The following is a 21,685-nucleotide window of genomic DNA, read 5'->3' on the forward strand; positions in this document are numbered from 1 at the left end:
ACGGCCGCCCGGCCACGATTCACCACGCCGGGCGGCATCACCGAGTACAGGAGCAGGAAGTCGGCTGGGCCGACTTCCTGCTCCTGTGGGGATGCCGCGGCTGGCCGAGGCGTGTCGAATATGTAGACCGGTCCATAGATTTGGAGGCTTCGGCGGTCGTCACCGGGCGTGGGAAGTCGGCTGGGCCGACTTCCTGCTCCTGCGTGGGCGCCGCGGCTGGCCGAGGCGTGTCGAATATGTAGACCGGTCTATGGATTTGTGGCCGTGGCCGTGGGTGTGGTCGGTGGGCGTGGGAAGTCGGCCGGGCCGACTTCTCGCTCCGGTTGCCTGGTGGTGGTCAGTAGACCGGTCTACATATTCCATGGGTGGAGGGGCGTTCAGGCGTGGCCGCCCCGCCGGGCTCAGTGCTCCCAGCGGATGGCCAGGGCGGCCGCGTCGTCGGCGAGGCCGGAGGGGGAGACCCAGGCGTCGAGGTCGGTGAGCAGGGCTTCGAGCAGGTCGTCCGGGGTGCCGGCCGGGAGCCGGGGGAGGCGGTCGGGGAGAGGGTAGAAGACGCCCTCCGCGTTGCGGGCCTCGGAGACGCCGTCGGTGTAGAGCAGCAGCAGGTCCCCGGGATGCGGGCGGACCGGGTCGGCGCGGTAGCCGCCGCCGGTCGGGTCGAGCAGGCCGAGCAGGCCGAGCGGCGGGGCGTGCCGGGCCGGGGCGAGCTCGGTGACCCGGTCGGCGCGGCGCAGCAGGGGGTGCGGGTGGCCGCAGTTCACCAGCAGGGCGGCGCCGTCCCGGTCCACACCGAGCAGCAGCGCGGTCACGAACCGCCCGTCGGCCGGGCGGTCGGTGAGGGCGGCGTCCAGCCGTTCGGCGAGCCGGGCGAGGTCGGGTTCGGTGCGGGCGGCGGTGCGGAAGGCGCCGAGGACGTCCGCGGCCGTCTCGACGGCGGGCAGGCCGTGCCCCTGGACGTCGCCGAGCAGGATCCGGACGCCGTAGGGGGTGTCCGCCACCTCGTACAGGTCGCCGCCGATCCGCGCCTCGGCGGCGGCCGCGACGTACCGGACGGCGATCCGCAGCGGTCCGGCCCGCTCGGGCGGCGGGCGCAGCAGGGCCCGCTGGGCGGCCTCGGCGACGGTGCGGACCTGGAACAGCTCGCGTTCGCGGGCCGCGATCAGCACGACGTTGGCGGTGCTGGCGAGGGTGGCGGCGGTGATGGTGATCAGCGAGGCCAGGTGGACGGTGCCGGGCAGGTGGCTGTTGCCCTCCTCCAGCAGCGCGGCCACGACGATCGCGGCGAGCCCGGTGACCAGCGGCACCCGGGCCCGCCGGGTGGTCGCCCCGACCAGGACCGGCGCCACGGCGAGGACGGGGGAGAGGGTGGTGCCCGGCCCGGTGAGCAGGTCCGCCAATACGGCCCCGACGATCAGTAGGAAGGCGCCGCCCAGCAGCAGCCGCGTCCGCCGGGGCAGCCGCGGCGGCGGCACCGCGCCCGCCTCGGGCCCCTCGCCACCCACCGCCACGCCCTCGCCTCCCACCCGCTCGACCACATCGGCACGGCCCCGCCGGGGACCGCCCTCCCCGTCCACTCTCCACCGCCCCCCACCCCACCGGCATCCCGACACCCCCGGCAGGGTCGGCGTTCGACCGGCCCCCGGTCCGGCCCCGGTCCGGCCCCCGGCCGGGGACGGCGCGGCCGGCGAGGGGCCGTCCCCGGCCACCGCGAGCGGCGTGCCCGAGGAGGACGGGCCGCCGGACTCCGGCGGCCTGGCAGAGGCGCCGGACTCCAGGGCCCGGGCGGAGAACCCGGCTACCGCACGGTCCGGGAACGCCGTGGGGTGCGGTCCGCCGGTCGGCCCGGACCCGGGCGCCGGCGGGGAGGACGTAGGGTGGCGGGCGAGATGAGACGTAGGAGTACGGCGCCGGCCTCGCCGCTTCCGCAGCGGTTCGGGGTGGATCCGGTGCACCTGCGGCTGCCCGTGGCGGGCGGGCCGTGGGAGACGGTGCGGGCGTACCTGCTGGAGCGGCTGCCGGCGGCCGCGGCGGAGCGGGTGGACGGGCTGCTGCGGGACGGCGGGCTGGTCGGCGAGGACGGGCGGGCCGTCGGGGCGGCGGAGCCGTTCCGGCCGGGGGCGCACCTGTGGTTCTACCGGGAGCTGCCGCCCGAGGTGCCGGTCCCGTTCGAGCTGGAGGTGCTGCACCGGGACGAGCACCTGGTGGTCGTCGACAAGCCGCACTTCCTGGCCACCACCCCGCGCGGGCGGCACGTCGTGGAGACGGCGCTCTCCCGGCTGCGGCACGCGCTGGAGCTGCCCGCGCTGAGCCCGGCGCACCGGCTCGACCGGCTGACGGCGGGGCTGGCGATGTTCGTGGTCCGGCCGCAGGACCGGGGCGCCTACCAGACGCTGTTCCGGGACCGGCTGGTCCGCAAGGAGTACCAGGCGGTGGCGGCGTACGACCCGGCGGTGGAGCTGCCGGCCACGGTGCGCAGCCACATCGTCAAGGAGCGCGGGCGGATCGCCGCCCACGAGCTGGACGCGGAGCCGAACAGTGAGAGCCGGATCGAGCTGCTGGAGCGGCGCGACGGGCTGGGCCGCTACCTGCTGCGGCCGGCGACCGGGCGCACCCACCAGCTGCGGTTGCACATGAGCGGCCTGGGGCTGCCGATCCTGGGCGACCCGGTGTACCCGGTGGTGCTGCCGGAGCCGGCCCCGGACGACTTCCGCCGCCCGCTGCAGCTGCTCGCCTCGGCGGTGGAGTTCACCGACCCGCTGAGCGGCCGCCCGCGCCGCTTCGAGAGCCGCCGGACGCTGGCGGCCTGGACGGACCGCGCGTCCTGGTAGCGGGGTCCTCCCGCGCCGCACCCGGGCCCGGGCTACCGTCCGGCCGTGCCCGGCGGCAGCTCCAGCTCGAACCAGACCACCTTCCCCTCCGATGTGCGCCGGCTCCCCCAGCGGTGGGCGAGCTCGTTCACCAGGTGGATGCCGCGCCCGCCCTCGTCCTCCTCGTGGGCGCGCCGGATCCGGGGGGCGGCGAGGTCTCGGTCGGCGACCTCCACGGTGAGCGTGCGATGGCAGAACAGCCGCAGCTCGGTGGGGGATCCGGCGTGCACCAGGGCGTTGGTGATCAGCTCGCTGGTGAGCAGCTCGGCGCAGTCGACGAGGGCGTCCAGCCCCCACGCGGTGAGCGTCTCCCGGGCGAAGCGGCGCGAGTGGGCGACCATCGCGTGGTCGCCGCCGAGCGGCAGGGTGGCGATCCGGTCCGAACCGGCCGGCCGGACCTGGGCCATGATGACGGCGATGTCGTCCTCGCTGGTGCGGCCGGTGAGTTCGGTGAGCACGGCGTCGCAGGTCTGCTCCAGCGAGCCGTGCCGGGCGGCGACGGTGCGGCAGAGCAGCCGCAGCCCCTCGTCGAGGTCGCGGCCGCGCCGCTCGACCAGGCCGTCGGTGTAGACCGTCAGGATTCCCTCCTCGGGGAGGGTGAACTCGACGCTCTCGAACGGGACTCCGCCGACCCCGAGCGGTGCGCCGGGCGGCAGCTCGACCAGGTGGGCGTTGCCCTCGGTGTCAGCCACCACGGGCGGCAGGTGGCCCGCGCAGGCGGCGGTGCAGCGCCGGCCGACGGGGTCGTACACCACGCAGACGCAGGTGGCGAACTGCCCCTCGCCGAGCGCTGTGGTGGCCTCGTCCAGCCGCTGCAGCACCCGGTCGGGGGCGATCTCCAGGGTGATCAACGTCCGGGCCACCGTCCGCAGTTGGCCCATCGTCGCGGCGGCCCGGATGCCGTGGCCCATGACGTCGCCGACCACCAGCGCGACCCGGCCGGAGGAGAGCGGCACCACGTCGAACCAGTCGCCGCCGACCTCGCTGACCACACTGCTCGGCAGGTACCGGTAGGCGAGCTCCAGCCCGAGCGTGCGGTGGATCTCCTGCGGCAGCAGGCTGCGCTGCAGGGTGAGCGCGGTCTCCCGCTCGCGCCGGTAGAGCCGGCCGTTGTCGATGGCCAGCGCGGTCCGGGCGACCAGCTCCTCGGCCAGCGCGCGGTCCGCCGGTCCGAACGGCACCGGGTTGCGGTTGCGGACGAACTCCGCGCCGCCGAGCACCAGTCCGCGCGCCAGCAGCGGCACCATCAGGTACGAGTGCACCCCGGCCTCCAGGCTCGGCTGCACCCGGTCCGGGGAGGCCACGATCCGCCGCAGCGCCGCCTCGTCCACCTCGGAGACCAGGATCGACCGGCCGGTGCGCAGGCTCTCCGCGTACACCTGCGCCGACTGCGAGGTCTCCCCGATCGCGTCGGCGGCGTCCGACATCCGGCCGTGCTCGTCCAGTTCGCCGACCGCCACCGCCCGCATCAGCACCGAGCCGTCGGGCGGCACCGGCGCCGGGTCCTCGCCGTCCAGCACCGTCTCGCGCAGGTCGACGGTGACGAAGTCGGCGAACCGCGGGATCACCATCTCGACCAACTCGTGGGCGGTGCGGTGGAGGTCGAGCGTGGTGCCGATCCGGCCGGACGCCTCGTTGAGCAGCGACAGCCGCTGCTGCGCGGCCCAGGCCTCGTCGAGCGCCCGCTGCCGGGCGGCCGCGGCGTCCCGCTCCCGGGTGAACAGCAGCGCGTTGTCGATCGACACGGCCGCCCGCACCGCCAACTCCCCGGCCAGCGCCAGATCGTCCTCCTCGTACGGCTGCTCCGAGACGGTCCGGTAGAACGCGGCCACGCCGACCGGCGACCCGCGCGCGATCAGCGGCACCACCATGAACGAGCGGACGTTCTGCTCGCGCGCCGCCGCCATCCGCACCGGGTCGTCCCGGAACCAGGCCAGCCCGGCCGCGTCCATCCGCGGCACCAGCACCGGGGTGCGGTGCGCGAGCGCCCAGGCGTAGGGGGCGGTGGGGACGAAGCGGTGCACCCCGCTGGTCCGGTCGATCGGGCGCAGCGTCGAGTGCCGCGCGGTGTGGAAGGCCATCCGCCGCAGCAGCGCCGAGCCGTCGGCCGACGGACGGGCCTCGCGCTCACCGCGCACCAGGTCGTCCAGGACCTCGACGACCACCGTGTCGGCCAGCCGCGGCGTCGCCACCTCGGCCAGCTCCTGGGCCGTCTGCGCGAGGTCGAGCGTGGTGCCGATCCGGGTGGAGGCCGCGTTGACCACCGCCAGGCGCTCCTGCGCGGCCTTCGCCTCGCGCAGCGCCCGCTGCCGGTCGAGCACCGTCCGGTGCTGGCGCAGGTACAGCCGGGCGTTGTCGATGGCCACCGCGGCCCGGGAGGCCAGCTCGTCGCCGAGCGTGATGTCCGCCTCGGCGAAGGACTCCCGCTCGCCGCGCCGGGAGAAGACGATCATGCCGAGCGTGGTGCCGCGCGCCACCAGCGGGGTGATCCGCACCGAGCGCGGACGATCGCCGACGTACGCCTGCCGGCCGCTGTCGGTGAGCGCCTCGCTGAGCGGCGGCAGCTCCCAGGACGGCACCACCACCGTCCGCCCGGTGGCCATCGCCCGCGCGTAGGGGGAGTCCGGCGCCAGCTCGTAGACGGCGTCCACCGGCAGCGCCTCCGCCGGGTAGTGGGGGTCGGCGGTGGCCAGCGCCAGCCGGCGCACCTGCTGCGGGGCACCGGGGTCCGGCGGCTCGACGTCCCGGCCGGCGGCCAGCGCCTCCAGGGCGAAGACGCCGCTGATGTCGGCCACCTCGGGCACCATCGCGTCGGCCAGTTCCCGGGCGGTCTGCCGCAGGTCCAGCGTGGTGCCGATCGAGGCGGTGGCCTCGACCAGCAGGCTGAGCCGCTCCTGCGCGCGGGCGGCCCTGGTCTCGGCCTGGAAGCGCTCGGTGACGTCGACGACCGTCGAACTCACCCCGAGGACCCGGCCGCCCTGGTCCTCCAGCCGGAAGTAGGCGGCCGACCAGGCGTGGTCGTGGGTCGGGTCGCCCGGCGTGCGGCCGTACGAGCGGACGTCCACCACCGGTTCGCCGGTCTCCAGCACCCGGCGCATCACCGCCTCGCTCTCGGCGCCGTTGATGCCGGGCAGCAGCTCGGTCAGCCGGTGTCCGAGGTGCTGCCGCACCGACAGCCCGTTGATCCGCGCCAGCGCCTCGTTGAGCCGCACGAAGGCGAGCCCGGTGTCGTACACGCTCATGCCCACCGGGGCCTGGGTGAAGAAGCCGTCCAGGACGGCCAGGTCCGCCTGGATCCGGCGCAGCGTCGTCACGTCCGACGCCACCGCCAGCACCAGCGGGCTGCCGCCGGGACCGGCGATCGGATGGGTGCGGAACTCCAGGTTGACGTGGTGCCCGTCGCGGTGGCGCACCGGGAAGACGCCGGACCAGCCGCGGCCGTCCAGGATCTCCTGGAACAGCTCCACCACCTCGGGACGCCGCTCGTCGGAGGCCAGCAGCTGCGCGGCCCGCGCGCCGATCGCCTCCTCCGCGGAGTAGCCGAGCAGTGCCTCGGCGTCGCTGCTCCAGTGCAGGATCCGGCCGTCGGACTCGATCAGGGCGGTGGCGATCGGCACCATCAGCAGGGCCTCCGGACCGCCGGGCCGTCCGGGCCCGCCGGTCTCGCGCCGCTCATGCCGCTTGTTCACCATGCTCGGTCACCATGGCCAGAACCGCCCGGAGATCGCCGACACCAGCCCTGCCATCTTCGCACGGGCCCCGCCACCCCCGCGCGGCACGCGTGACCCGTGCCGCCGCCGGGCGCGGGCGCGTCAGCCGCGGCCGGCCTGGAGGCCGCGCAGCAGCTGCACGCCGGGGCCGTCGACGGAGCGGCGGGTGTTGGCCAGCACGACCACCCCGACCTGCTGCTCCGGGTCGAAGGCGGTGAACGAGCGGTAGCCGCCGGTGCCGCCGTTGTGCCAGATCTTCAGGTGGCCGCCCTGCCGGGCGTGCAGCCGGTGGCCCATCCAGCCGAGGTGCATCCAGGCGAAGGGGTTGACCTGGTGCCGCACCTCGCGGGTCAGCGCGATCTCGGGCCCGAGCGGCGCGCCGCCGCCGCCGGCGTCCTCGGGCCAGGCGGCCAGCTGGGCCCGCAGGAAGACGGCCAGGTCGGCGGCGGTGGACTTGAGCGCGCCCGCCCCGGCGAGGGCGGCGAGGTCCCAGCCCGGCACCGGGCGCCCGCCCGCCGTGTGGCCGGGGGCGAGCCGCGCGGCCTGCTCCGCGTCGGGCGCGAGCACCGTGTCGGCGAGCCCGAGCGGCTCGCAGACCTCCCGCCGGACCAGCTCGCCGTAGGACAGGCCCGCCCGGTGCGCGAGGGCGAGGCCGAGCAGCCCGGCGCCGAGGTTGGAGTAGCGGAAGCTGCGCCCGGGCACGGCCCGCGCCGAGGTCCGGCCGAGGCTGCCCAGCAGCCACTCGGCGGTGCAGTGTGCGTAGGGGTCGGGCTTGGCGGGGTTGAGCAGGGAGGCGAGCAGCATGCCGGCGGGCAGCCGGGGCAGGCCGGAGACGTGGGTCGCCAGGTGCCGCAGGGCGATCGGCCGCGGGCCCTTGGCGGGGACGGCGACGCCGGCCGGGAGCGCGTCGGCGAGGAGGTCGGCGAGCGGCTCGTCCAGTGCGACGGTGCCCGCCAGGGTCATCCGGGCGAGCGTGAGCGAGGTGAAGACCTTGGTGATCGAGCCGATCTCGAACAGCGTGTCCGGACCGGGGCGCCCGCCGGCGGGGCCGGGGCCGGTGCGTCCGGCGCCGCGGATCTCCACCGTGCCGCGGGCGAGGCCGGCGACCACCGCGCCGACCTGGTGGCCGGCGAGGCGGTCGGCGGTCTGCTGGACGAGGCTGCCAAGATCGTTCATGGCTCCGAGCCTAGGAGCGCCGGGAGGGCGCGGCGTCCACCGCGGCGACGATTTTCACCGGGGCCCCGCTCGTCCCCCGGAGGTACGGGGGGACGGGCGGGGCCGCGGCCGGGCTCAGCAGCTCAGGTTGTTGCCCGGGACGGTGCCGATCAGCTGGGTGAAGCGCTGGTAGGCGTTGATCCGGCTCTGCACCTGCGCGGGGTTGCCGCCGTTGCACTCCAGCGAGCCGTTGATGCTGCGGATGGTCTCGCCGAAGCCGTAGCCGTTGACGATCGCGTTGTGCGGGGTCATGGTGCCCGGCCCGCTCTGGGTGTTCCAGTACCAGAGCGCGGTCTTCCAGGCGACGGCCGGGTCGGTCTGCACCAGGTTGGGGTTGCGCAGCAGGTCGATGCCGAGGGCGTCGCCGGCCGCCTTGTAGTTGTAGTTCCAGCTCAGCTGGATCGGGCCGCGCCCGTAGTACGCGGCCTGGCCGGCCGGGCAGCCGTACGACTTGGAACTGTCGCAGTAGTGGGGGTAGTTGGCGGTGTTCTGCTCGACGACGTAGACCAGCGCGCCGGTCTCGTGGTTGACGTTGGCGAGGAAGGCCGCGGCCTCCTGGCGGCGGACGGTGTCGGTGCCGGTGGCCGCGAAGGCGGGGTAGGCGGCGAGCGCGTCGATCAGGCCCTGGTAGGTGTAGAAGGGGTTCCGGTTCGGGAACATCTGGTCGAACTGGGCCTGGCTGACCGGGAATCCGCCCGGGTTCGGGGTGGTGGTCGACGTCGGCGTCACGGTCGGGGTGACGGTCGGGGTCGGGGTCGTCGTCGGGCCGGTGCCGCAGGCGCCCTGGTCGGACCAGACGCCGGAGCCGCCGGTGCTCGGCGGCTCGTTCTGGGTCCACCACTTGGCGAGCCAGTTGTGGCCGTTGTAGGAGACGGCGGCGCTGCCGCCGGTGTAGACGGTCGAGGAGTTCCAGGGCGTGGCGCAGACGGCGGCGCTGGCGTTGGCCGCGGGCAGCAGCAGCACCACCGCCAGCGCCGTGGCGACGGCGGAGAGCAGTGCGAGCAGGCGTTTCGTGGACACTTGATCACCCCTTGTGCGGTGTGGGGCCGCACGGTCGTGGAGGTAGGGACGTCGGGGCAGGGGAGCCGGGCCCCGCGGGGTGGGGGCACGTCGTGGGGGGACGGGCCGACCGGGGTGCGGGCCGGATGCGGGGCTGACCCAGACTCAAGCGGAATGGTCTAGACCTGTCAAGGGGGCGCGGGCAAAAGGCGCGTGCCGCGGGTCCGGTCGCGGCAGGACCGGTGCGGCGGGGTCGGTGCGGTGGGGTCGGTGCGGCGCTGTCATGGCCGGGTCCGTCCATCTGGAAGGATGGCGGGGTGGACGAGACCTCCGACCCCGCCGCCCGGTCCGGCCCGGGCGCGCCGATCCGTTCGGGCATCCCGGAGCACGGCCGGGTGCCCAAGTACTACGCCGTCAAGGGCCGGCTGGAGGAACTGCTCGACGAGCTCGGCGAGGGCGGCGTGCTGCCGACCGAGCGCGACCTCGCGGCCCGCTTCGAGGTGGCCCGTGAGACGCTCCGTCAGGCCCTGCGCGAACTGCTGATCCAGGGCCGGATCCGGCGGCGCGGGCGCAGCACCGTGGTGGCCGGCCCCAAGCTGGAACAGCCGCTCTCGCTGGCCAGTTACACCGAGGGCGTGCGGCGCCAGGGCCGGGTCCCCGGGCGCACGCTGATCGGGCTGGAGCGGCTCGGCGCCGACCCCCAGCTGGCCGGGCAGCTGCGGATCGCCCCGGCCGACCCGGTCTGGCACCTGGAGCGGGTGCTGCTCGCGGACGGCGAGCGGGTGGGCCTGGAGAGCACCTATCTGGCGGTCGGCCGGGTCCCGGCGCTGGACGTCGAGTTCGACCCGGGTTCCTCGCTGTACGCCTACCTCGCCGAGAAGGCGGGCATCGGCTTCGGCGCCGCGGACGAGCGGATCGAGACGGTGCTGGCGACCCCGCGCGAGGCCCTGCTGATCGGCACCCCGCCGGCCCTGCCGATGCTGCTGCTGCACCGGCTGACCCGGGACCCCGAGGACCGGCCGGTGGAGCGGGTGCGCTCGCTCTACCGGGGCGACCGGTTCAGCTTCACCACCCGCCTGGAGGCGGACTGACGTCCGGCCGCCCCCGGCCGCCCGCCCCGTCCTCCTTTGCGCCGTTCTCGCACCTTCCGCGCCGCCGGACGATCGCGAAAAGGTAACGGGTCTGGACCGAATTCGGTCGCTGTTCACACCCGGGTCGGAAACCGGGCCACCCCCGTCCATCCGTCGCTCCGACCGTAGTCACCGCCCCCTTCCGCGCCATGACGCACCATCAGGAGGACGACGTGACCCCGCAGACCCCCGCCGCCCCCGGCCTCTCCCGCCGCGGCCTGCTGATCGGCACCGCCGCCGCACTCGCCGCCGGCCCGCTCACCGCCACCGCCGCCACCGCCGCCCGTGCGGCCGGCGCGGTCACCGCGGCGGCGGCCGACGGCCGAACCCCGAAGGTCCTGCTGATCGGCCTCGACGGCACCATGCTCAACCGCGTCAAGGAGGCCGGCGCCCCGAACCTCACCGCCCTGATGGCCGGCGGCCTCACCGCGGCGAGCAGCCTCTACGCCAACCCGATGGCCGGCACCCTCTCCGGCCCCGGCTGGTCCACCGTCGCCACCGGCGTCTGGCCGGACAAGCACAACGTCAAGGACAACAACTTCACCGCGCCCAACCTCGCCGCCTACCCGGACTTCCTGACCCGGGCGGAGACCGCCAGGCCCGCGCTCGCCACCTACGTGGTCGCCTCCTGGGCGCCGATCGCCACCACCGTCTGCTCCGGCAAGGTCGACACCCGCGTCGCCACCCCGTCCGCCGAGTACGACGCCGGCACCACCTCCCGCGCGGTCGCCCGGCTGCGCGACGAGAACCCCGACGCGGTCTTCGTCCACCTCGACAACGTCGACAACGCAGGTCACAGCAGCGGCTCCGCCAGCCAGGCCTACCTGACCGCGATCCGCGGCGTGGACGCCCAGGTCGGCCAGATCGTCGCCGCCGTGCGCGGCCGGGCGAGCTACGCCCAGGAGGACTGGCTGATCATGGTCACCGCCGACCACGGCCACACCCCCACCGGCGGCCACGGCGGCTCCACCTGGGAGGAGCGGCAGACCTTCGTGATCGCCAACGGCTCGGCGTTCCCGGCCGGTTCGGTCCGCCACGACGTCCGCATGGTCGACATCGCGCCCACCGCCCTGGCCCACCTCGGCATCGCCGTCGACCCGGCCTGGAACCTCGACGGCACCCCGATCCCGGCCCTGGTCCCCGACGAGTTCGACGCGCTGCGCCCGCAGCTCACCGGCCGGGTCGACGAGGCCGGCATTCCGGCCGGCGTGCTCGGCTTCACCCACACCCCGCCGGCCGGCTGGTCGATCGACAACTCCGCGATGGGCACCGGCGGCGTCACCGAGTGGCGCGGCTGGTCGTTCACCACCGACGAGTTCTGGACCAGGGCCGAGCGCGACCAGAACCGCGAGCTGAACGTGCGCTCGCGCAACGTCTTCGCCGTCGCGGACTCCGACGAGTGGGCCGACCGGACCTTCAAGGGCGCCTACGACACCACCCTGGTGAGCCCCGAGTACCCGGTCGCCGGGCGCACCGCCGTCCCGGTCGCCTTCACCACCTTCTACCGGCCGGAGGGCGCGCAGACCGCCCGGGTGCTCGCCGTCTGGGACGGCGGCACGCCGGTCGAGGTGAAGAGCTTCACCGGCGACACCAACGGCCGCCAGCGCCTGGACCTGGCCGTCCCGGCGGGCGCGAGCCGGCTGCGGCTGCGCTTCCGGTACACCGGCAGCAACAACTGGTACTGGGTGCTGGACAACGTCCGGGTCGGCTGACCCGCGGACCTCACCCCTGCGCGGGGGCGAGCGCGGCCCGCAGCCGCTCGGCGACCAGCGCCGCACCCGCCTCGTCGGGGTACGCCCGGCGCGGCCAGAAGAAGCCGCGCAGCCCGTCCTCGGGGTTGCGCGGCACCACGTGGACGTGCAGGTGCGGCACCGACTGGCTGATCCGGTTGTTCGCCGCGACGAAGCTGCCCGCCGCGCCCAGCCCCCGCTCCACCGCCGCCGCCACCCGCTGCACCCGCAGGAAGAACGGGCCGACCTGTGCCGCGGGCAGGTCCGCCAGGGTGCGGTGGTGGGCGCGCGGCACCACCAGGACGTGGCCGGGGAACAGCGGCCGGCGGTCCAGGAAGGCCACCGCCGCCTCGTCGTCCAGCACCCGGTGCGCGGGCTCCGTGCCCGCCACCACCGCACAGAAGACGCAGTCCATCCGTCCATTCAACCGGCCCGCCGCGCACCCGGCATCCGCTCGGCGGGAGGCCGGCGGCGGGTCACCCGGGCGGCCCCCGAGCGGGTGCGGCCCGGTGCCGTCGGGGCGCACCGTGCAGGTGGGGCGCGCGGCGCGTCCCGTCGACGAGGAGGTGGCCCGGATGGCGGGCAAGTTCGAGGTGTACGAGGACGCCGGCGGCAAGTACCGGTTCCGGCTCAAGGCGGGCAACGGCGAGATCGTCGCGACCGGCCAGGGGTACGCGAGCAAGGACGCCGCCCACAAGGGCGTCGAGGCCGTCCAGCGGGCGGCCGACGGCGCGAGCGTGGTGGACGTGAAGTCCAAGGCCGCGGCCTGACCGGCGCGGACGGCGGCGGGGCCGTCCCCGGGCACGAGCGTCGTCCGGGGCCGGCCCCGCCGCCGTCCCGCTGCGGGGCCCGCCTACTCGTAGCGGTACAGCAGGGCCTCCCGCTCGTTCCGCTCGATCGCCTCCACGGTCAGCTCCGGATCCGCCAGGTGGGAGAGGGTGACCTCGGCCGAACTGGGCTGGGCGTCCGCGGCGAGCCAGTTCTCCGGCTTCCACGCCGAGGCGCGCAGGAAGGCCTTCGGGCAGTGCGCGAAGACCTCCTCGACCGCCACCACGATCGCGCTGCGCGGGGGCTTGCCGACCGCCGTCAGCTGCTCCAGCAGCCGCGGGTCGGTGGAGACGCAGGCCCGCCCGTTGACCCGCAGCGTGGTGTCCCGGCCCGGGACGACGAAGATCAGCCCGACCCGGCCGGTCTCGACGACGTTGTGCAGGGTGTCCAGCCGCTTGTTGCCGGTCGCGTCCGGGATCGCCAGGGTGAACTCGTCGAGCACCGAGACCAGTCCGGGCGGACCGCCGCGCGGCGACACGTCGCAGCGCCCGGCGGCGTCCGCGCTGGCCACCAGGACCAGCGAGGAGCAGGCGATCAACTGCCGGGCGACGTCGTGGATGCGGTCCACCTGCTTGCGGCGCGCGTGGTCGCCCGGCTGCTCGTAGACGTCCCGCAGCTGTGCGGCGTCGCGGACGGCGGCCGCGCTGAGGGCGGCGTAGAGCGGGGACGGCCCCGGCGTCCCGGGGAGTGGCGGAACGGCGATCTCCGGTGTGCTGGTCATACCGGCCAAGGTAGTGGAGCCTTCCGGGGCCGAACAGGCCCGGCCGCCCGGGCCGGACGGCCCGCTCAGACGGTGAGCGGAACCGGGTGCACCTCGTCCGCGGGGTGCCCGCTGCGCTCGTGGATCCGCTGCACGGCCTCCTTCGAGGGCGCCTCGGAGAGGCAGTAGACGACGCCCGCCTCCGGGTCGGCCCACGCCTGCTCGAACCGCACGCCCTCGTCGGCCTGGATGTCCAGGTCGGCCTGGTGCGCCATGCGCAGTTGATCCTCGGTGATGCCGGCCATCCCGTGGTGGACGTCCATGAACTTGGCCATCGCGCTCGCACCTCCTGGGGCCGGAGCCCGCGCCCGGCCCGAAACCCGCCCCTCCCACCAGCTTGCGCCCCCGCAGGTCCGGCCGCATTCCCGCCGCCGTCGTGAAACAGGCCACAGCAGGGCCCTCTCCCTGACGCCGTGCGGACCGTGGCACAATGACGTCAGAAGTAGCAGTGACGTTCAGCGCACTCCGGGGTCGGTGAAAATCCGAACCGGCGGTTACAGTCCGCGACCCGTCCGCAGCCAGCGGCCGGTTGACCAGGTGAAATTCCTGGACCGACGGTTAAAGTCCGGATGGGAGGCGTGCGCGGCGGACGAGTGAGCGACACCCGTGGTCCCCCGGTGGACCGCGGGAGGTGAGTACGGCGACGGTCGAGGGCCCCCCTCCTCCGGCGTCCGGTGCGGCAGCGGCCCGGCGACGGGTCCCACGGCCGTCCGGCGGCCCGTGCAGCCGTGCGCCCGTCCGCGTCATCTCCCGTGCCACCCCCCGGAGTCCGCGCCCCAAGCGCGAGGAGAACCCGGGTGTTCACCGGCATCATCGAAGAGCTCGGCGAGGTCGTGTCGATCGAGGAGATCGGCGACTCCTCGCGAATCCGCCTGCGCGGCCCGGTGGTCTGCGAGGGCGCGCGGCACGGCGACTCCATCGCGGTCAACGGCGTCTGCCTGACCGTCGTCGACAGCCCGGACGAACTGGCCGCCGGCACCGGCGAGTTCAGCGCCGACGTGATGGCCGAGACCCTCCACCGCTCCAGCCTGGGCGAGTTGAAGCCCGGCTCGCCGGTCAACCTGGAGCGCGCCATGGCGCTCGGCGCCCGGCTCGGCGGACACCTGGTGCAGGGCCATGTCGACGCCACCGGGCGGCTGTTGAGCCGCGAACCGGGGGAGCGGGACGCCGCCGGCAACCTCCGCTGGGAGGTGCTGCGCTTCTCGCTGCCGGAGTCCATCACGCGCTACCTGGTGGAGAAGGGCTCGATCACCGTCGACGGCGTCAGCCTCACCGTGGTCGAGGCCGCCCGCGACAGCTTCACCGTCAGCCTCATCCCGGCGACCCTCGCGCTGACCACGCTCGGAGCCAGGGCCGTCGGCGAGAGCGTCAACCTGGAGGTCGACGTCCTCGCCAAGTACGTGGAGCGGCTGCTGGAGTCCCGCACGCTGCCCCCGACGGCCGGCGGGGAGGACCGGTGACCGGGCTGAACTGGCTCAACGCGGACGCCTTCACGGTGCTCGGCCAGCACGTGAAGTGGTCGGACATGATCGGCAACCTGTTCGGCATGGCCGCCCTCGCGCTCGGCTGGCGCCGGTCGGTCTGGAGCTGGCCGGTCCAGCTCCTCTCCGGCCTGGTCCTGATCACCGCCTACCTGGCCGGCAACGTGCCGGGCATGGTCGGCAAGCAGCTGATCGTCGTGGCCACCGCCGCCTGGGGCTGGGAGCGGTGGCGGCGCGGCCGGCAGGACACCGGCCAGGTCGCCGTCCGCTTCGCCTCCTGGCCCGAGCGGGCCGTCCTCGCCGCCGCCACGGCGGCCGGCACCGCCCTGCTGGCCTGGGCCTTCACGGCGATCCCCGCGCTCGGCTCGTGGAGCCCGTGGGCGGACGCCTACATCTTCGTCGGCACCCTGGCGGCCATGGTCGCCCAGGCCCGCGGCTGGGTGGAGTTCTGGTTCGCCTGGATCGCCGTCGACGCGGTCGGCGTGCCGCTCGCCTTCAACACCGGCTACACCTTCTCCGGCCTCACCTATTCCGTCTACTTCGTCCTGGTCCTGCTCGGCCTGCGCTCGTGGTGGCTGAGCACCCGTGCGCCGCGTCCCGTCTCCACCACCGTCCCGCAGGGAGCAACGGCATGACCGAGAACCAGTCCGACGAGCTCGTCCTCGACCCGGTCGAGCGGGCCGTCGCCGACATCGCGCTCGGCCGCGCGGTGATCGTCGTCGACGACGAGGACCGCGAGAACGAGGGCGACATCGTCTTCGCGGCCAGTGCCGCCACCCCCGAACTGATGGCCTTCACCATCCGCTACAGCTCCGGCGTGATCTGCGCCCCGATGACCGGCGACGAGCTGGACCGGCTCAAGCTCCCCCCGATGACCCTGGTCAACGAGGACCGCAAGGGCACCGCCTACACCGTCTCGGTGGACGCCCGCGAGGGCGTCGACACCGGTATCTCGGCCGCCGACCGGGCCCGCACCGTACGCCTGCTCGCCTCGCCCGGCACCGGGCCCGGCGACCTCGCCCGCCCCGGGCACGTCTTCCCGCTGCGCGCCGTCGAGGGCGGCGTGCTGGTGCGCCCCGGCCACACCGAGGCCGCCGTCGACCTGGCCAGGCTCGCCGGCCTCCCGCCGGCCGGCGCGATCGCCGAGGTGGTCAACGACGACGGCAGCATGGCCCGGCTGCCCGAGCTGGTCGCCTTCGCCCGCGAGCACAACCTGGCGATCATCTCCATCGAGGACCTCATCGCCTACCGCCGCCGCACCGAACTGCACGTCGACCGGGCCGCCGTCACCGCGCTGCCCACCGCCCACGGCGAGTTCACCGCCATCGGCTACCGGGGCACCCTCGACGGCGTCGAGCACATCGCCCTGGTCGCCGGCGGCCTGGACGCCGACGGCCGGCTGCCGGACGGCGAGGACGTGCTGGTCCGGGTGCACTCCGAGTGCCTGACCGGCGACGTGCTCGGCTCGCTGCGCTGCGACTGCGGCCCGCAGCTCCAGGCCTCGCTGCGCCGGGTCGCCGAGGCCGGCCGGGGCGTGGTGCTCTACCTTCGCGGCCACGAGGGCCGGGGCATCGGCCTGGCCCACAAGCTGCGCGCCTACGAGCTCCAGGAGCGGGGCCGCGACACCGTCGACGCCAACCTCGACCTCGGCCTGCCCGCCGACGCCCGTGACTACAGCATCGGCGCCCAGATGCTCGGCGACCTCGGCGTGCGGTCGCTGACCCTGCTGACCAACAACCCGGAGAAGCTCACCGCGCTCACCGAGCACGGGCTCAAGGTCAACGGCCGCGTGCCGGTCGAGATCCCGGCCGGCGAGCACAACGCGCGCTACCTGCGGACCAAGCGCGACCGGATGGGCCACGACCTGCCCGGCCTCGACGGCTGAGCGCGCCGCCCCGGCCCACGCCGTCCGAATCCCGCCGTCCGACCCCGCCGCCCGAACTCTGAAGTCCGACCCCTGAAGTCCGACCCCTGAAGTCCGAACCACCGAAAGGCACCCGCACATGAGCGGCCACGGAGCCCCCGAGCTGACCATCGACAACGCCGCCGGCCTCAAGGTCGCCGTGATCGCCGCCCAGTGGCACGAGCAGGTGATGAACGGCCTCCTGGACGGCGCCCACCGCGCCCTCAAGGAGCTGGGCGTCACCGAGCCGACCGTCCTGCGCGTCCCCGGCACCTTCGAGCTGCCGGTCGCCGCCAAGCGCCTCGCCGAGCGCGGCCACGACGCCGTGATCGCCCTCGGCGTGGTGATCCGCGGCGGCACCCCGCACTTCGACTACGTCTGCCAGGCCGCCACCGCCGGCCTCACCCAGGTCGCCGTGGACACCGGTGTCCCGGTCGGCTTCGGCGTGCTGACCTGCGACAACGAGCAGCAGGCGCTCGACCGCGCGGGCCTGCCCGGCTCCGCCGAGGACAAGGGCCACGAGGCGGTCACCGCCGCCGTCGCCACCGCCGCGGCGCTGCGCGCGCTCTGACCCGGCCGGCCGGGCCCGGCCCCGGACCGTGGACGTCCACCGGACTGTCCACGGTCCGGAACCGTTTACCGTCCGTCCCTCCGCACGCCGTAAGGTGAGTCCCATCATGGCTTCGAAGACATTCGAGGAGCTCTTCACCGAGCTCCAGCAGAAGGCCGCCACCGGCGACCCCTCGTCCTCCCGCACCGCGCAGCTCGTCCAGCAGGGCGTCCATGCGATCGGCAAGAAGGTCGTCGAGGAGGCCGCCGAGGTCTGGATGGCCGCCGAGTTCCAGTCCGACGAGCAGACCGCCGAGGAGATCTCCCAGCTCCTCTACCACCTTCAGGTGATGATGGTCGCCCGCGGGCTGACGCTGGACGACGTCTACAAGTACCTCTAGGCCCAGGCCCGTACCCCCCCGCACACACACCCACCGAACAGGTAAGGAACTGACCTCCATGCTGCGCATCGCCGTCCCCAACAAGGGTTCGCTCTCGGGTCCTGCGGCGGAGATGCTCCATGAGGCCGGCTACCGGCAGCGCAAGGACGCCAAGGAGCTGGTCCTGGTCGACCCGGGCAACCAGGTCGAGTTCTTCTTCCTGCGCCCGCGCGACATCGCCGTGTACGTCGGCTCCGGCCGGCTGGACGTCGGCATCACCGGCCGCGACCTGCTGCTGGACTCGCACTCCAACGCCGAGGAGGTGCTCGCGCTCGGCTTCGCCGGCTCGACCTTCCGCTTCGCCCGCCCGGTCGGCGTGGACGTCGAGGACGTCAAGGGCCTGGAGGGGCTGCGGATCGCCACCTCCTACACCGGCCTGGTCGGGCAGCACCTCGCCGACCACGGGGTGAAGGCCACCGTCACCAAGCTGGACGGCGCGGTGGAGACCGCGGTGCAGCTGGGCGTCGCCGACGTGATCGCCGACGTGGTGGAGACCGGCACCAGCCTGCGCAACGCGGGCCTGGAGGTGTTCGGCGACCCGATCCTGATCTCCGACGCCGTGGTGATCCGCCCCAAGGGCGCCGGCGAGGACCCGGCCGTCGAGCAGTTCCTGCGCCGTCTGCAGGGCGTGCTGGTGGCCCGCCGCTACGTGCTGATGGACTACGACATCCGCGCCGAGAACGTCGGCGCCGCCGTGGCGCTGACCCCCGGCCTGGAGTCGCCGACCGTCTCCCCGCTGCACACCGAGGGCTGGGTGGCGGTCCGCTCGATGGTGCTCCGCAAGGAGGCCCAGCAGATCATGGACGACCTGTGGGGCATCGGTGCCCGGGCCATCCTGGTGACCAACATCCACGCCTGCCGCCTCTGAGCGGGCGCCGGGCATAAGCACCGGTTGAATGGGGCGGGGCCGCCGTCGGGCGACCCCGCCCCTTTTCCGCACCACCCGATCGAGCACCCCCACGGAGCCCCCTCGTGTCCACCCCCGCCGAGTTCCCCGTCACCTGGGCCCCGCGCCGCACCCGCGCCGTGCTGCTGCCGGTCTGCGCGCTGCTGGTGGTGCTGTTCGCCGCGATGGCGGTCGCCCTCCCGGCGAACTGGCAGCTCAACGACCGGATCATGATGGCGGTCAGCGGTGTGCTGTTCGCCGGCGTCGGCCTGATGCTGGCCCGGCCGCGGGTCAGCGCCGACGCCCAGGGCGTGACCGTGGTCAACTTCGTCCGCAGCCGCCGGCTGGCCTGGGCGGAGATCGTCGGCGTGAACTTCCGCCAGGGCGACCCGTGGGCGACCCTCGACCTCGCCGACGGCACCTCGCTGGCCGCGGTCGGCATCCAGTCCGGCGTGGGCAAGGCCCAGGCCATCGCCGACGCCCGCGCCCTGCGCGACCTCGTCGCCCACCACGGCGGCTGAACCCCGTCGGCCGAACCGCGGGGCCGAACCCCGGGATCGAAGCGCGGCGGCCGACGGACGCCGGGCGGGTCCGAACGGGGATCCGACACCCGCACGGGTATGGTCTACGCTGGTAAAAGCGGGGCAAAGGCATTGCCCTGCCCGAAATCGACCTGAGGAGTGACACTCCCCGTCCATGGACGATCCGTCCGGTAGTACCTGCGCCGCCCACCTTCCGACCCCCGGAAGGCAGGCGGCACTGTGATCACCGCCTGGCTGCTGCTCTTCGCGGCCCTCCTGCTCATCCTCGCCAACGGCCTCTTCGTGGCCGCCGAGTTCGCCTTCGTGACCGTGGAGCGGGGCGCCGTCGAGCGCGCCGCCGAGGCCGGGGACGCCAAGTCCGGCCGGGTCTCCCGGGCCCTGCGCCACCTCTCCTTCGAGCTCTCCGGCGCCCAGCTCGGCATCACCGTCACCTCGCTGGTGGTCGGCATGCTCGCCGAACCGGCCCTCTCGACCCTGCTGAAGCCGGTGTTCACCGGCATCGGCCTGCCCGCCGGAGCCGCCCGCGGCGCCGCCGTGGTCATCGGCATGCTGTTCGCCACCGTCGTCCAGATGGTGATCGGCGAGCTGGTCCCGAAGAACTGGGCGATCTCCCACCCGCTCCAGGTGGCCCGCGCGGTCGCCGCCCCGCACATGGCGTTCTCCCGGGCCTGCCGCCCGCTGATCCGGGTCCTGAACGGCTCCGCGGACCGCACCGTGCGCGCCTTCGGCATCGAGCCGCAGGAGGAGCTGGGCCACGCCCGCACCCCCGCCGAGCTGGTCTCGCTCGCCCGGCACTCCGCCAAGGCGGGCGCCATAGACGAGGAGTCGGCCACCCTGTTCGTGCGGACCCTCGGCCTCGGCGACCTCACCGCCGAGTCCGTGATGACCCCGCGCGTCGACGTCGCCGCCCTGCAGCGCGACGCCAGCGCCGCCGACGTCCTCAACCTCACCCGGGCCACCGGCCTGTCCCGCTTCCCGGTCTACACCGACAGCCTGGACGAGGTCACCGGCACCGTCACGCTCAAGGACGCGCTGGCCGTCCCGGCCGCGCGGCGCGCCACCGTCCGGGTCGGCGACCTCGCCGTGCCGCCGCTGCTGGTGCCCGAGACGCTCCCCGCCGAGCGGCTGCTCGACCGGCTGCGCCGCCTCCAGCCGATGGCCATCGTGGTCGACGAGTACGGCGGCACCGCCGGCGTGGTCACCGTCGAGGACATCGTCGAGGAGATCGTCGGCGCGGTGCAGGACGAGCACGACCCGGCCGACACCCCCGAGCTGCTCTCACTGCCGCCGGTCGACGGGCAGCCCGTCTGGGCGGCCGACGGCCGCGCCCGGCTCGACCAGCTGGAGGCCATCGGCCTGCACGCCCCCGAGGGCCCGTACGAGACGCTGGCCGGGCTGGTCTCCGACCTGCTGGGCAAGCTCCCGGACCCCGGTGAGCAGGCCGAGCTGCCCGGCTGGCGGCTCACCGTCGAGGCGGTGGACCGCCACCGGACCAGCAGGGTCCGGGTGGAACGCACCGCCGGACACCACCACTTCCTGGGCGACGACGAGGACGGGACCCGATGACCGCGCTCCAACTGGCCGTCGCCCTGCTGCTGCTGCTCGGCAACGCCTTCTTCGTCGGCGCCGAGTTCGCCGTCGTCTCGGTCCGGCGCAGCCAGATCGAACCGCTCGCCGAGGCCGGCAACAAGCGCGCCCGCACCGTGCTGCACGCGCTGTCCAACGTCTCCGCGATGCTCGCCGCCGCCCAGCTCGGCATCACCGTCTGCTCGCTGGGCCTCGGCGCGCTCGCCGAGCCGACCATCGCCCACCTGCTGGAGGGCCCGTTCCACGCGATCGGCATCCCCGCCGGCCTGCAGCACCCGCTGGCGTACGGCATCGCGCTGGCCGTCGTGGTCTACCTGCACATGGTGATGGGCGAGATGGTGCCGAAGAACATGGCGCTGGCCGGCCCCGAGAAGGCCGCGCTCTGGCTCGGCCCGCCGCTGGACCGCCTCGCCCGCTGGCTGACCCCGGTGATCGCCTTCCTCAACGCCTTCGCCAACGGCATCCTCAGGCTGTTCAAGGTGGAGGCCAAGGACGAGGTGGAGTCGGTCTTCACCACCGAGCAGCTGATCTACCTGCTCGCCGACTCCGGGGACGCCGGCCTGCTGGAGAAGGACCGCCAGGAGCGCCTGGAGGACGCCCTGGAGCTGGGCCGCCGCCCGCTCACCGACGTCCTGCTCACCCCCGAGCAGCTGGTCACCGTGGACACCAAGGTGACCGCCGCCCAGATCGAGGAGCTGTCGCTGCGCACCGGCTTCTCGCGCTTCCCGGTCACCGACGGCGACCCGGCCGGCCACGGCTACCTCGGGTACCTGCACCTCAAGGACATCCTGGACGTCGAGGACCCCTCGGCGCCCGTCCCGGCCCGGCTCTGGCGGCCGATCACCGTGCTGCGCGGCACCCTGCCGCTGGACGACGCGCTGGGCGCGATGCGCCGGGCCGCCTGCCACCTCGCGGCGGTCCTCGACCAGGACGGGCGGACGCTCGGCGTGGTGATGCTGGAGGACGTGCTGGAGGAGCTGGTCGGCGAGGTGCACGACCCGGACCACCGCTCGGCCGCGCTGTAGCGCCCGGAGGCGGTTCGCTCTCGGCGATTCCGC

20 protein-coding genes and 1 riboswitch are annotated in these 21,685 nt (G+C 74.5%); of the genes, 13 read left to right on the plus strand and 7 right to left on the minus strand.

Going from position 1 to position 21,685, the window contains the following annotated elements:
* Positions 1-401: 401 nt before the first annotated feature.
* Positions 402-1,508 (minus strand): PP2C family protein-serine/threonine phosphatase, encoded by a 1,107-nt coding sequence (locus tag ACFVFS_RS12185; RefSeq protein WP_380623003.1) that lies wholly within the window; start codon positions 1,506-1,508, stop codon positions 402-404.
* Between the two features lie 378 nt (positions 1,509-1,886).
* Here ACFVFS_RS12185 and ACFVFS_RS12190 point away from each other — a divergent pair, with 378 nt between their 5' ends.
* Complete coding sequence (locus ACFVFS_RS12190) at positions 1,887-2,828, plus strand: pseudouridine synthase (protein WP_380623005.1); 942 nt, start codon at positions 1,887-1,889, stop codon at positions 2,826-2,828.
* Positions 2,829-2,860: 32 nt separating this feature from the next.
* Here ACFVFS_RS12190 and ACFVFS_RS12195 read toward each other — a convergent pair whose 3' ends face one another.
* The 3 genes from ACFVFS_RS12195 to ACFVFS_RS12205 all read right to left on the minus strand — a co-directional run bounded on the left by ACFVFS_RS12195 (position 2,861) and on the right by ACFVFS_RS12205 (position 8,812).
* The gene (locus ACFVFS_RS12195; protein WP_380623007.1) at positions 2,861-6,559 is read right to left on the minus strand and encodes a SpoIIE family protein phosphatase; all 3,699 of its coding nucleotides are present in this window, start codon (positions 6,557-6,559) and stop codon (positions 2,861-2,863) included.
* Positions 6,560-6,679: 120 nt separating this feature from the next.
* Complete coding sequence (locus ACFVFS_RS12200; RefSeq protein ID WP_380623009.1) at positions 6,680-7,753, minus strand: serine hydrolase domain-containing protein; 1,074 nt, start codon at positions 7,751-7,753, stop codon at positions 6,680-6,682.
* A gap of 114 nt (positions 7,754-7,867) precedes the next feature.
* A complete protein-coding gene (locus ACFVFS_RS12205) occupies positions 7,868-8,812 on the minus strand; it encodes a glycoside hydrolase family 19 protein (RefSeq protein WP_380623011.1) in 945 nt (314 codons plus the stop codon).
* A 296-nt stretch (positions 8,813-9,108) separates the two neighbouring features.
* Here ACFVFS_RS12205 and ACFVFS_RS12210 point away from each other — a divergent pair, with 296 nt between their 5' ends.
* A complete protein-coding gene (locus tag ACFVFS_RS12210; RefSeq protein WP_380623013.1) occupies positions 9,109-9,882 on the plus strand; it encodes a GntR family transcriptional regulator in 774 nt (257 codons plus the stop codon).
* A 188-nt stretch (positions 9,883-10,070) separates the two neighbouring features.
* Complete coding sequence (locus tag ACFVFS_RS12215; protein ID WP_380623015.1) at positions 10,071-11,633, plus strand: alkaline phosphatase family protein; 1,563 nt, start codon at positions 10,071-10,073, stop codon at positions 11,631-11,633.
* 10 nt (positions 11,634-11,643) lie between these two features.
* Here ACFVFS_RS12215 and ACFVFS_RS12220 read toward each other — a convergent pair whose 3' ends face one another.
* Positions 11,644-12,066 carry an HIT family protein gene (locus ACFVFS_RS12220; protein ID WP_380623017.1) on the minus strand — a complete coding sequence of 141 codons (423 nt, stop codon included), beginning with the start codon at positions 12,064-12,066 and terminating at the stop codon, positions 11,644-11,646.
* A gap of 160 nt (positions 12,067-12,226) precedes the next feature.
* Between ACFVFS_RS12220 and ACFVFS_RS12225 the strand changes: the two genes are divergently transcribed.
* Positions 12,227-12,421 carry a DUF1508 domain-containing protein gene (locus tag ACFVFS_RS12225; protein WP_355365617.1) on the plus strand — a complete coding sequence of 65 codons (195 nt, stop codon included), beginning with the start codon at positions 12,227-12,229 and terminating at the stop codon, positions 12,419-12,421.
* A gap of 83 nt (positions 12,422-12,504) precedes the next feature.
* Here the strand turns inward: ACFVFS_RS12225 and ACFVFS_RS12230 are convergent, their stop codons facing one another.
* Together ACFVFS_RS12230 and ACFVFS_RS12235 are read right to left on the minus strand one after the other, a co-directional pair.
* Entirely contained in the window at positions 12,505-13,200 is a 696-nt protein-coding gene (locus tag ACFVFS_RS12230) for an MSMEG_1061 family FMN-dependent PPOX-type flavoprotein (RefSeq protein WP_380623019.1), read from the minus strand.
* A gap of 65 nt (positions 13,201-13,265) precedes the next feature.
* Positions 13,266-13,514, minus strand: a complete 249-nt coding sequence (locus ACFVFS_RS12235; RefSeq protein WP_380623021.1) for an SCO4226 family nickel-binding protein — start codon at positions 13,512-13,514, stop codon at positions 13,266-13,268.
* Positions 13,515-13,696: 182 nt separating this feature from the next.
* A riboswitch (FMN riboswitch) is annotated at positions 13,697-13,824 on the plus strand.
* Positions 13,825-14,036: 212 nt separating this feature from the next.
* Here ACFVFS_RS12235 and ACFVFS_RS12240 point away from each other — a divergent pair.
* From ACFVFS_RS12240 to ACFVFS_RS12280, 9 genes are all read left to right on the plus strand, one after another.
* Positions 14,037-14,699, plus strand: coding sequence for a riboflavin synthase (locus ACFVFS_RS12240; RefSeq protein WP_380623023.1), 663 nt, complete (start codon positions 14,037-14,039; stop codon positions 14,697-14,699).
* Positions 14,696-15,355 (plus strand): nicotinamide riboside transporter PnuC, encoded by a 660-nt coding sequence (locus ACFVFS_RS12245; protein WP_380623025.1) that lies wholly within the window; start codon positions 14,696-14,698, stop codon positions 15,353-15,355. The genes ACFVFS_RS12240 and ACFVFS_RS12245 overlap by 4 nt, the downstream gene beginning before the upstream one ends.
* Positions 15,352-16,605: a bifunctional 3,4-dihydroxy-2-butanone-4-phosphate synthase/GTP cyclohydrolase II gene (locus ACFVFS_RS12250; protein ID WP_380623027.1), complete on the plus strand. Its 1,254-nt coding sequence runs from the start codon at positions 15,352-15,354 to the stop codon at positions 16,603-16,605. The genes ACFVFS_RS12245 and ACFVFS_RS12250 overlap by 4 nt, the downstream gene beginning before the upstream one ends.
* A gap of 118 nt (positions 16,606-16,723) precedes the next feature.
* Complete coding sequence (gene ribH, locus ACFVFS_RS12255; RefSeq protein WP_380623029.1) at positions 16,724-17,194, plus strand: 6,7-dimethyl-8-ribityllumazine synthase; 471 nt, start codon at positions 16,724-16,726, stop codon at positions 17,192-17,194.
* A gap of 106 nt (positions 17,195-17,300) precedes the next feature.
* The gene (locus ACFVFS_RS12260) at positions 17,301-17,573 is read left to right on the plus strand and encodes a phosphoribosyl-ATP diphosphatase (RefSeq protein WP_030306151.1); all 273 of its coding nucleotides are present in this window, start codon (positions 17,301-17,303) and stop codon (positions 17,571-17,573) included.
* Positions 17,574-17,631: 58 nt separating this feature from the next.
* The gene (hisG, locus tag ACFVFS_RS12265) at positions 17,632-18,480 is read left to right on the plus strand and encodes an ATP phosphoribosyltransferase (RefSeq protein ID WP_380623031.1); all 849 of its coding nucleotides are present in this window, start codon (positions 17,632-17,634) and stop codon (positions 18,478-18,480) included.
* Between the two features lie 104 nt (positions 18,481-18,584).
* Complete coding sequence (locus ACFVFS_RS12270; protein WP_380623033.1) at positions 18,585-19,019, plus strand: PH domain-containing protein; 435 nt, start codon at positions 18,585-18,587, stop codon at positions 19,017-19,019.
* Positions 19,020-19,259: 240 nt separating this feature from the next.
* Entirely contained in the window at positions 19,260-20,606 is a 1,347-nt protein-coding gene (locus ACFVFS_RS12275; protein WP_380623035.1) for a hemolysin family protein, read from the plus strand.
* Positions 20,603-21,652, plus strand: coding sequence for a hemolysin family protein (locus ACFVFS_RS12280; protein ID WP_380623037.1), 1,050 nt, complete (start codon positions 20,603-20,605; stop codon positions 21,650-21,652). Before ACFVFS_RS12275 ends, ACFVFS_RS12280 begins: the two co-directional genes overlap by 4 nt.
* Positions 21,653-21,685 lie beyond the last annotated feature (33 nt).

This window comes from Kitasatospora sp. NPDC057692 (assembly GCF_042799475.1).
In the GTDB taxonomy this organism is placed as follows: Bacteria; Actinomycetota; Actinomycetes; order Streptomycetales; family Streptomycetaceae; genus Kitasatospora.

Excerpts from the sequence above, each read along its gene's own strand:
- ACFVFS_RS12190 (WP_380623005.1), top strand. The coding sequence starts at position 1,887 with ATGAGACGTAGGAGTACGGCGCCGGCCTCGCCGCTTCCGCAGCGGTTC.
- ACFVFS_RS12195 (WP_380623007.1), bottom strand. The coding sequence starts at position 6,559 with ATGGTGAACAAGCGGCATGAGCGGCGCGAGACCGGCGGGCCCGGACGG.
- ACFVFS_RS12200 (WP_380623009.1), bottom strand. The coding sequence starts at position 7,753 with ATGAACGATCTTGGCAGCCTCGTCCAGCAGACCGCCGACCGCCTCGCC.
- ACFVFS_RS12215 (WP_380623015.1), top strand. The coding sequence starts at position 10,071 with ATGACGCACCATCAGGAGGACGACGTGACCCCGCAGACCCCCGCCGCC.
- ACFVFS_RS12220 (WP_380623017.1), bottom strand. The coding sequence starts at position 12,066 with ATGGACTGCGTCTTCTGTGCGGTGGTGGCGGGCACGGAGCCCGCGCAC.
- ACFVFS_RS12225 (WP_355365617.1), top strand. The coding sequence starts at position 12,227 with ATGGCGGGCAAGTTCGAGGTGTACGAGGACGCCGGCGGCAAGTACCGG.
- ACFVFS_RS12230 (WP_380623019.1), bottom strand. The coding sequence starts at position 13,200 with ATGACCAGCACACCGGAGATCGCCGTTCCGCCACTCCCCGGGACGCCG.
- ACFVFS_RS12235 (WP_380623021.1), bottom strand. The coding sequence starts at position 13,514 with ATGGCCAAGTTCATGGACGTCCACCACGGGATGGCCGGCATCACCGAG.
- ACFVFS_RS12250 (WP_380623027.1), top strand. The coding sequence starts at position 15,352 with ATGACCGAGAACCAGTCCGACGAGCTCGTCCTCGACCCGGTCGAGCGG.
- ribH (WP_380623029.1), top strand. The coding sequence starts at position 16,724 with ATGAGCGGCCACGGAGCCCCCGAGCTGACCATCGACAACGCCGCCGGC.
- ACFVFS_RS12260 (WP_030306151.1), top strand. The coding sequence starts at position 17,301 with ATGGCTTCGAAGACATTCGAGGAGCTCTTCACCGAGCTCCAGCAGAAG.
- hisG (WP_380623031.1), top strand. The coding sequence starts at position 17,632 with ATGCTGCGCATCGCCGTCCCCAACAAGGGTTCGCTCTCGGGTCCTGCG.
- ACFVFS_RS12280 (WP_380623037.1), top strand. The coding sequence starts at position 20,603 with ATGACCGCGCTCCAACTGGCCGTCGCCCTGCTGCTGCTGCTCGGCAAC.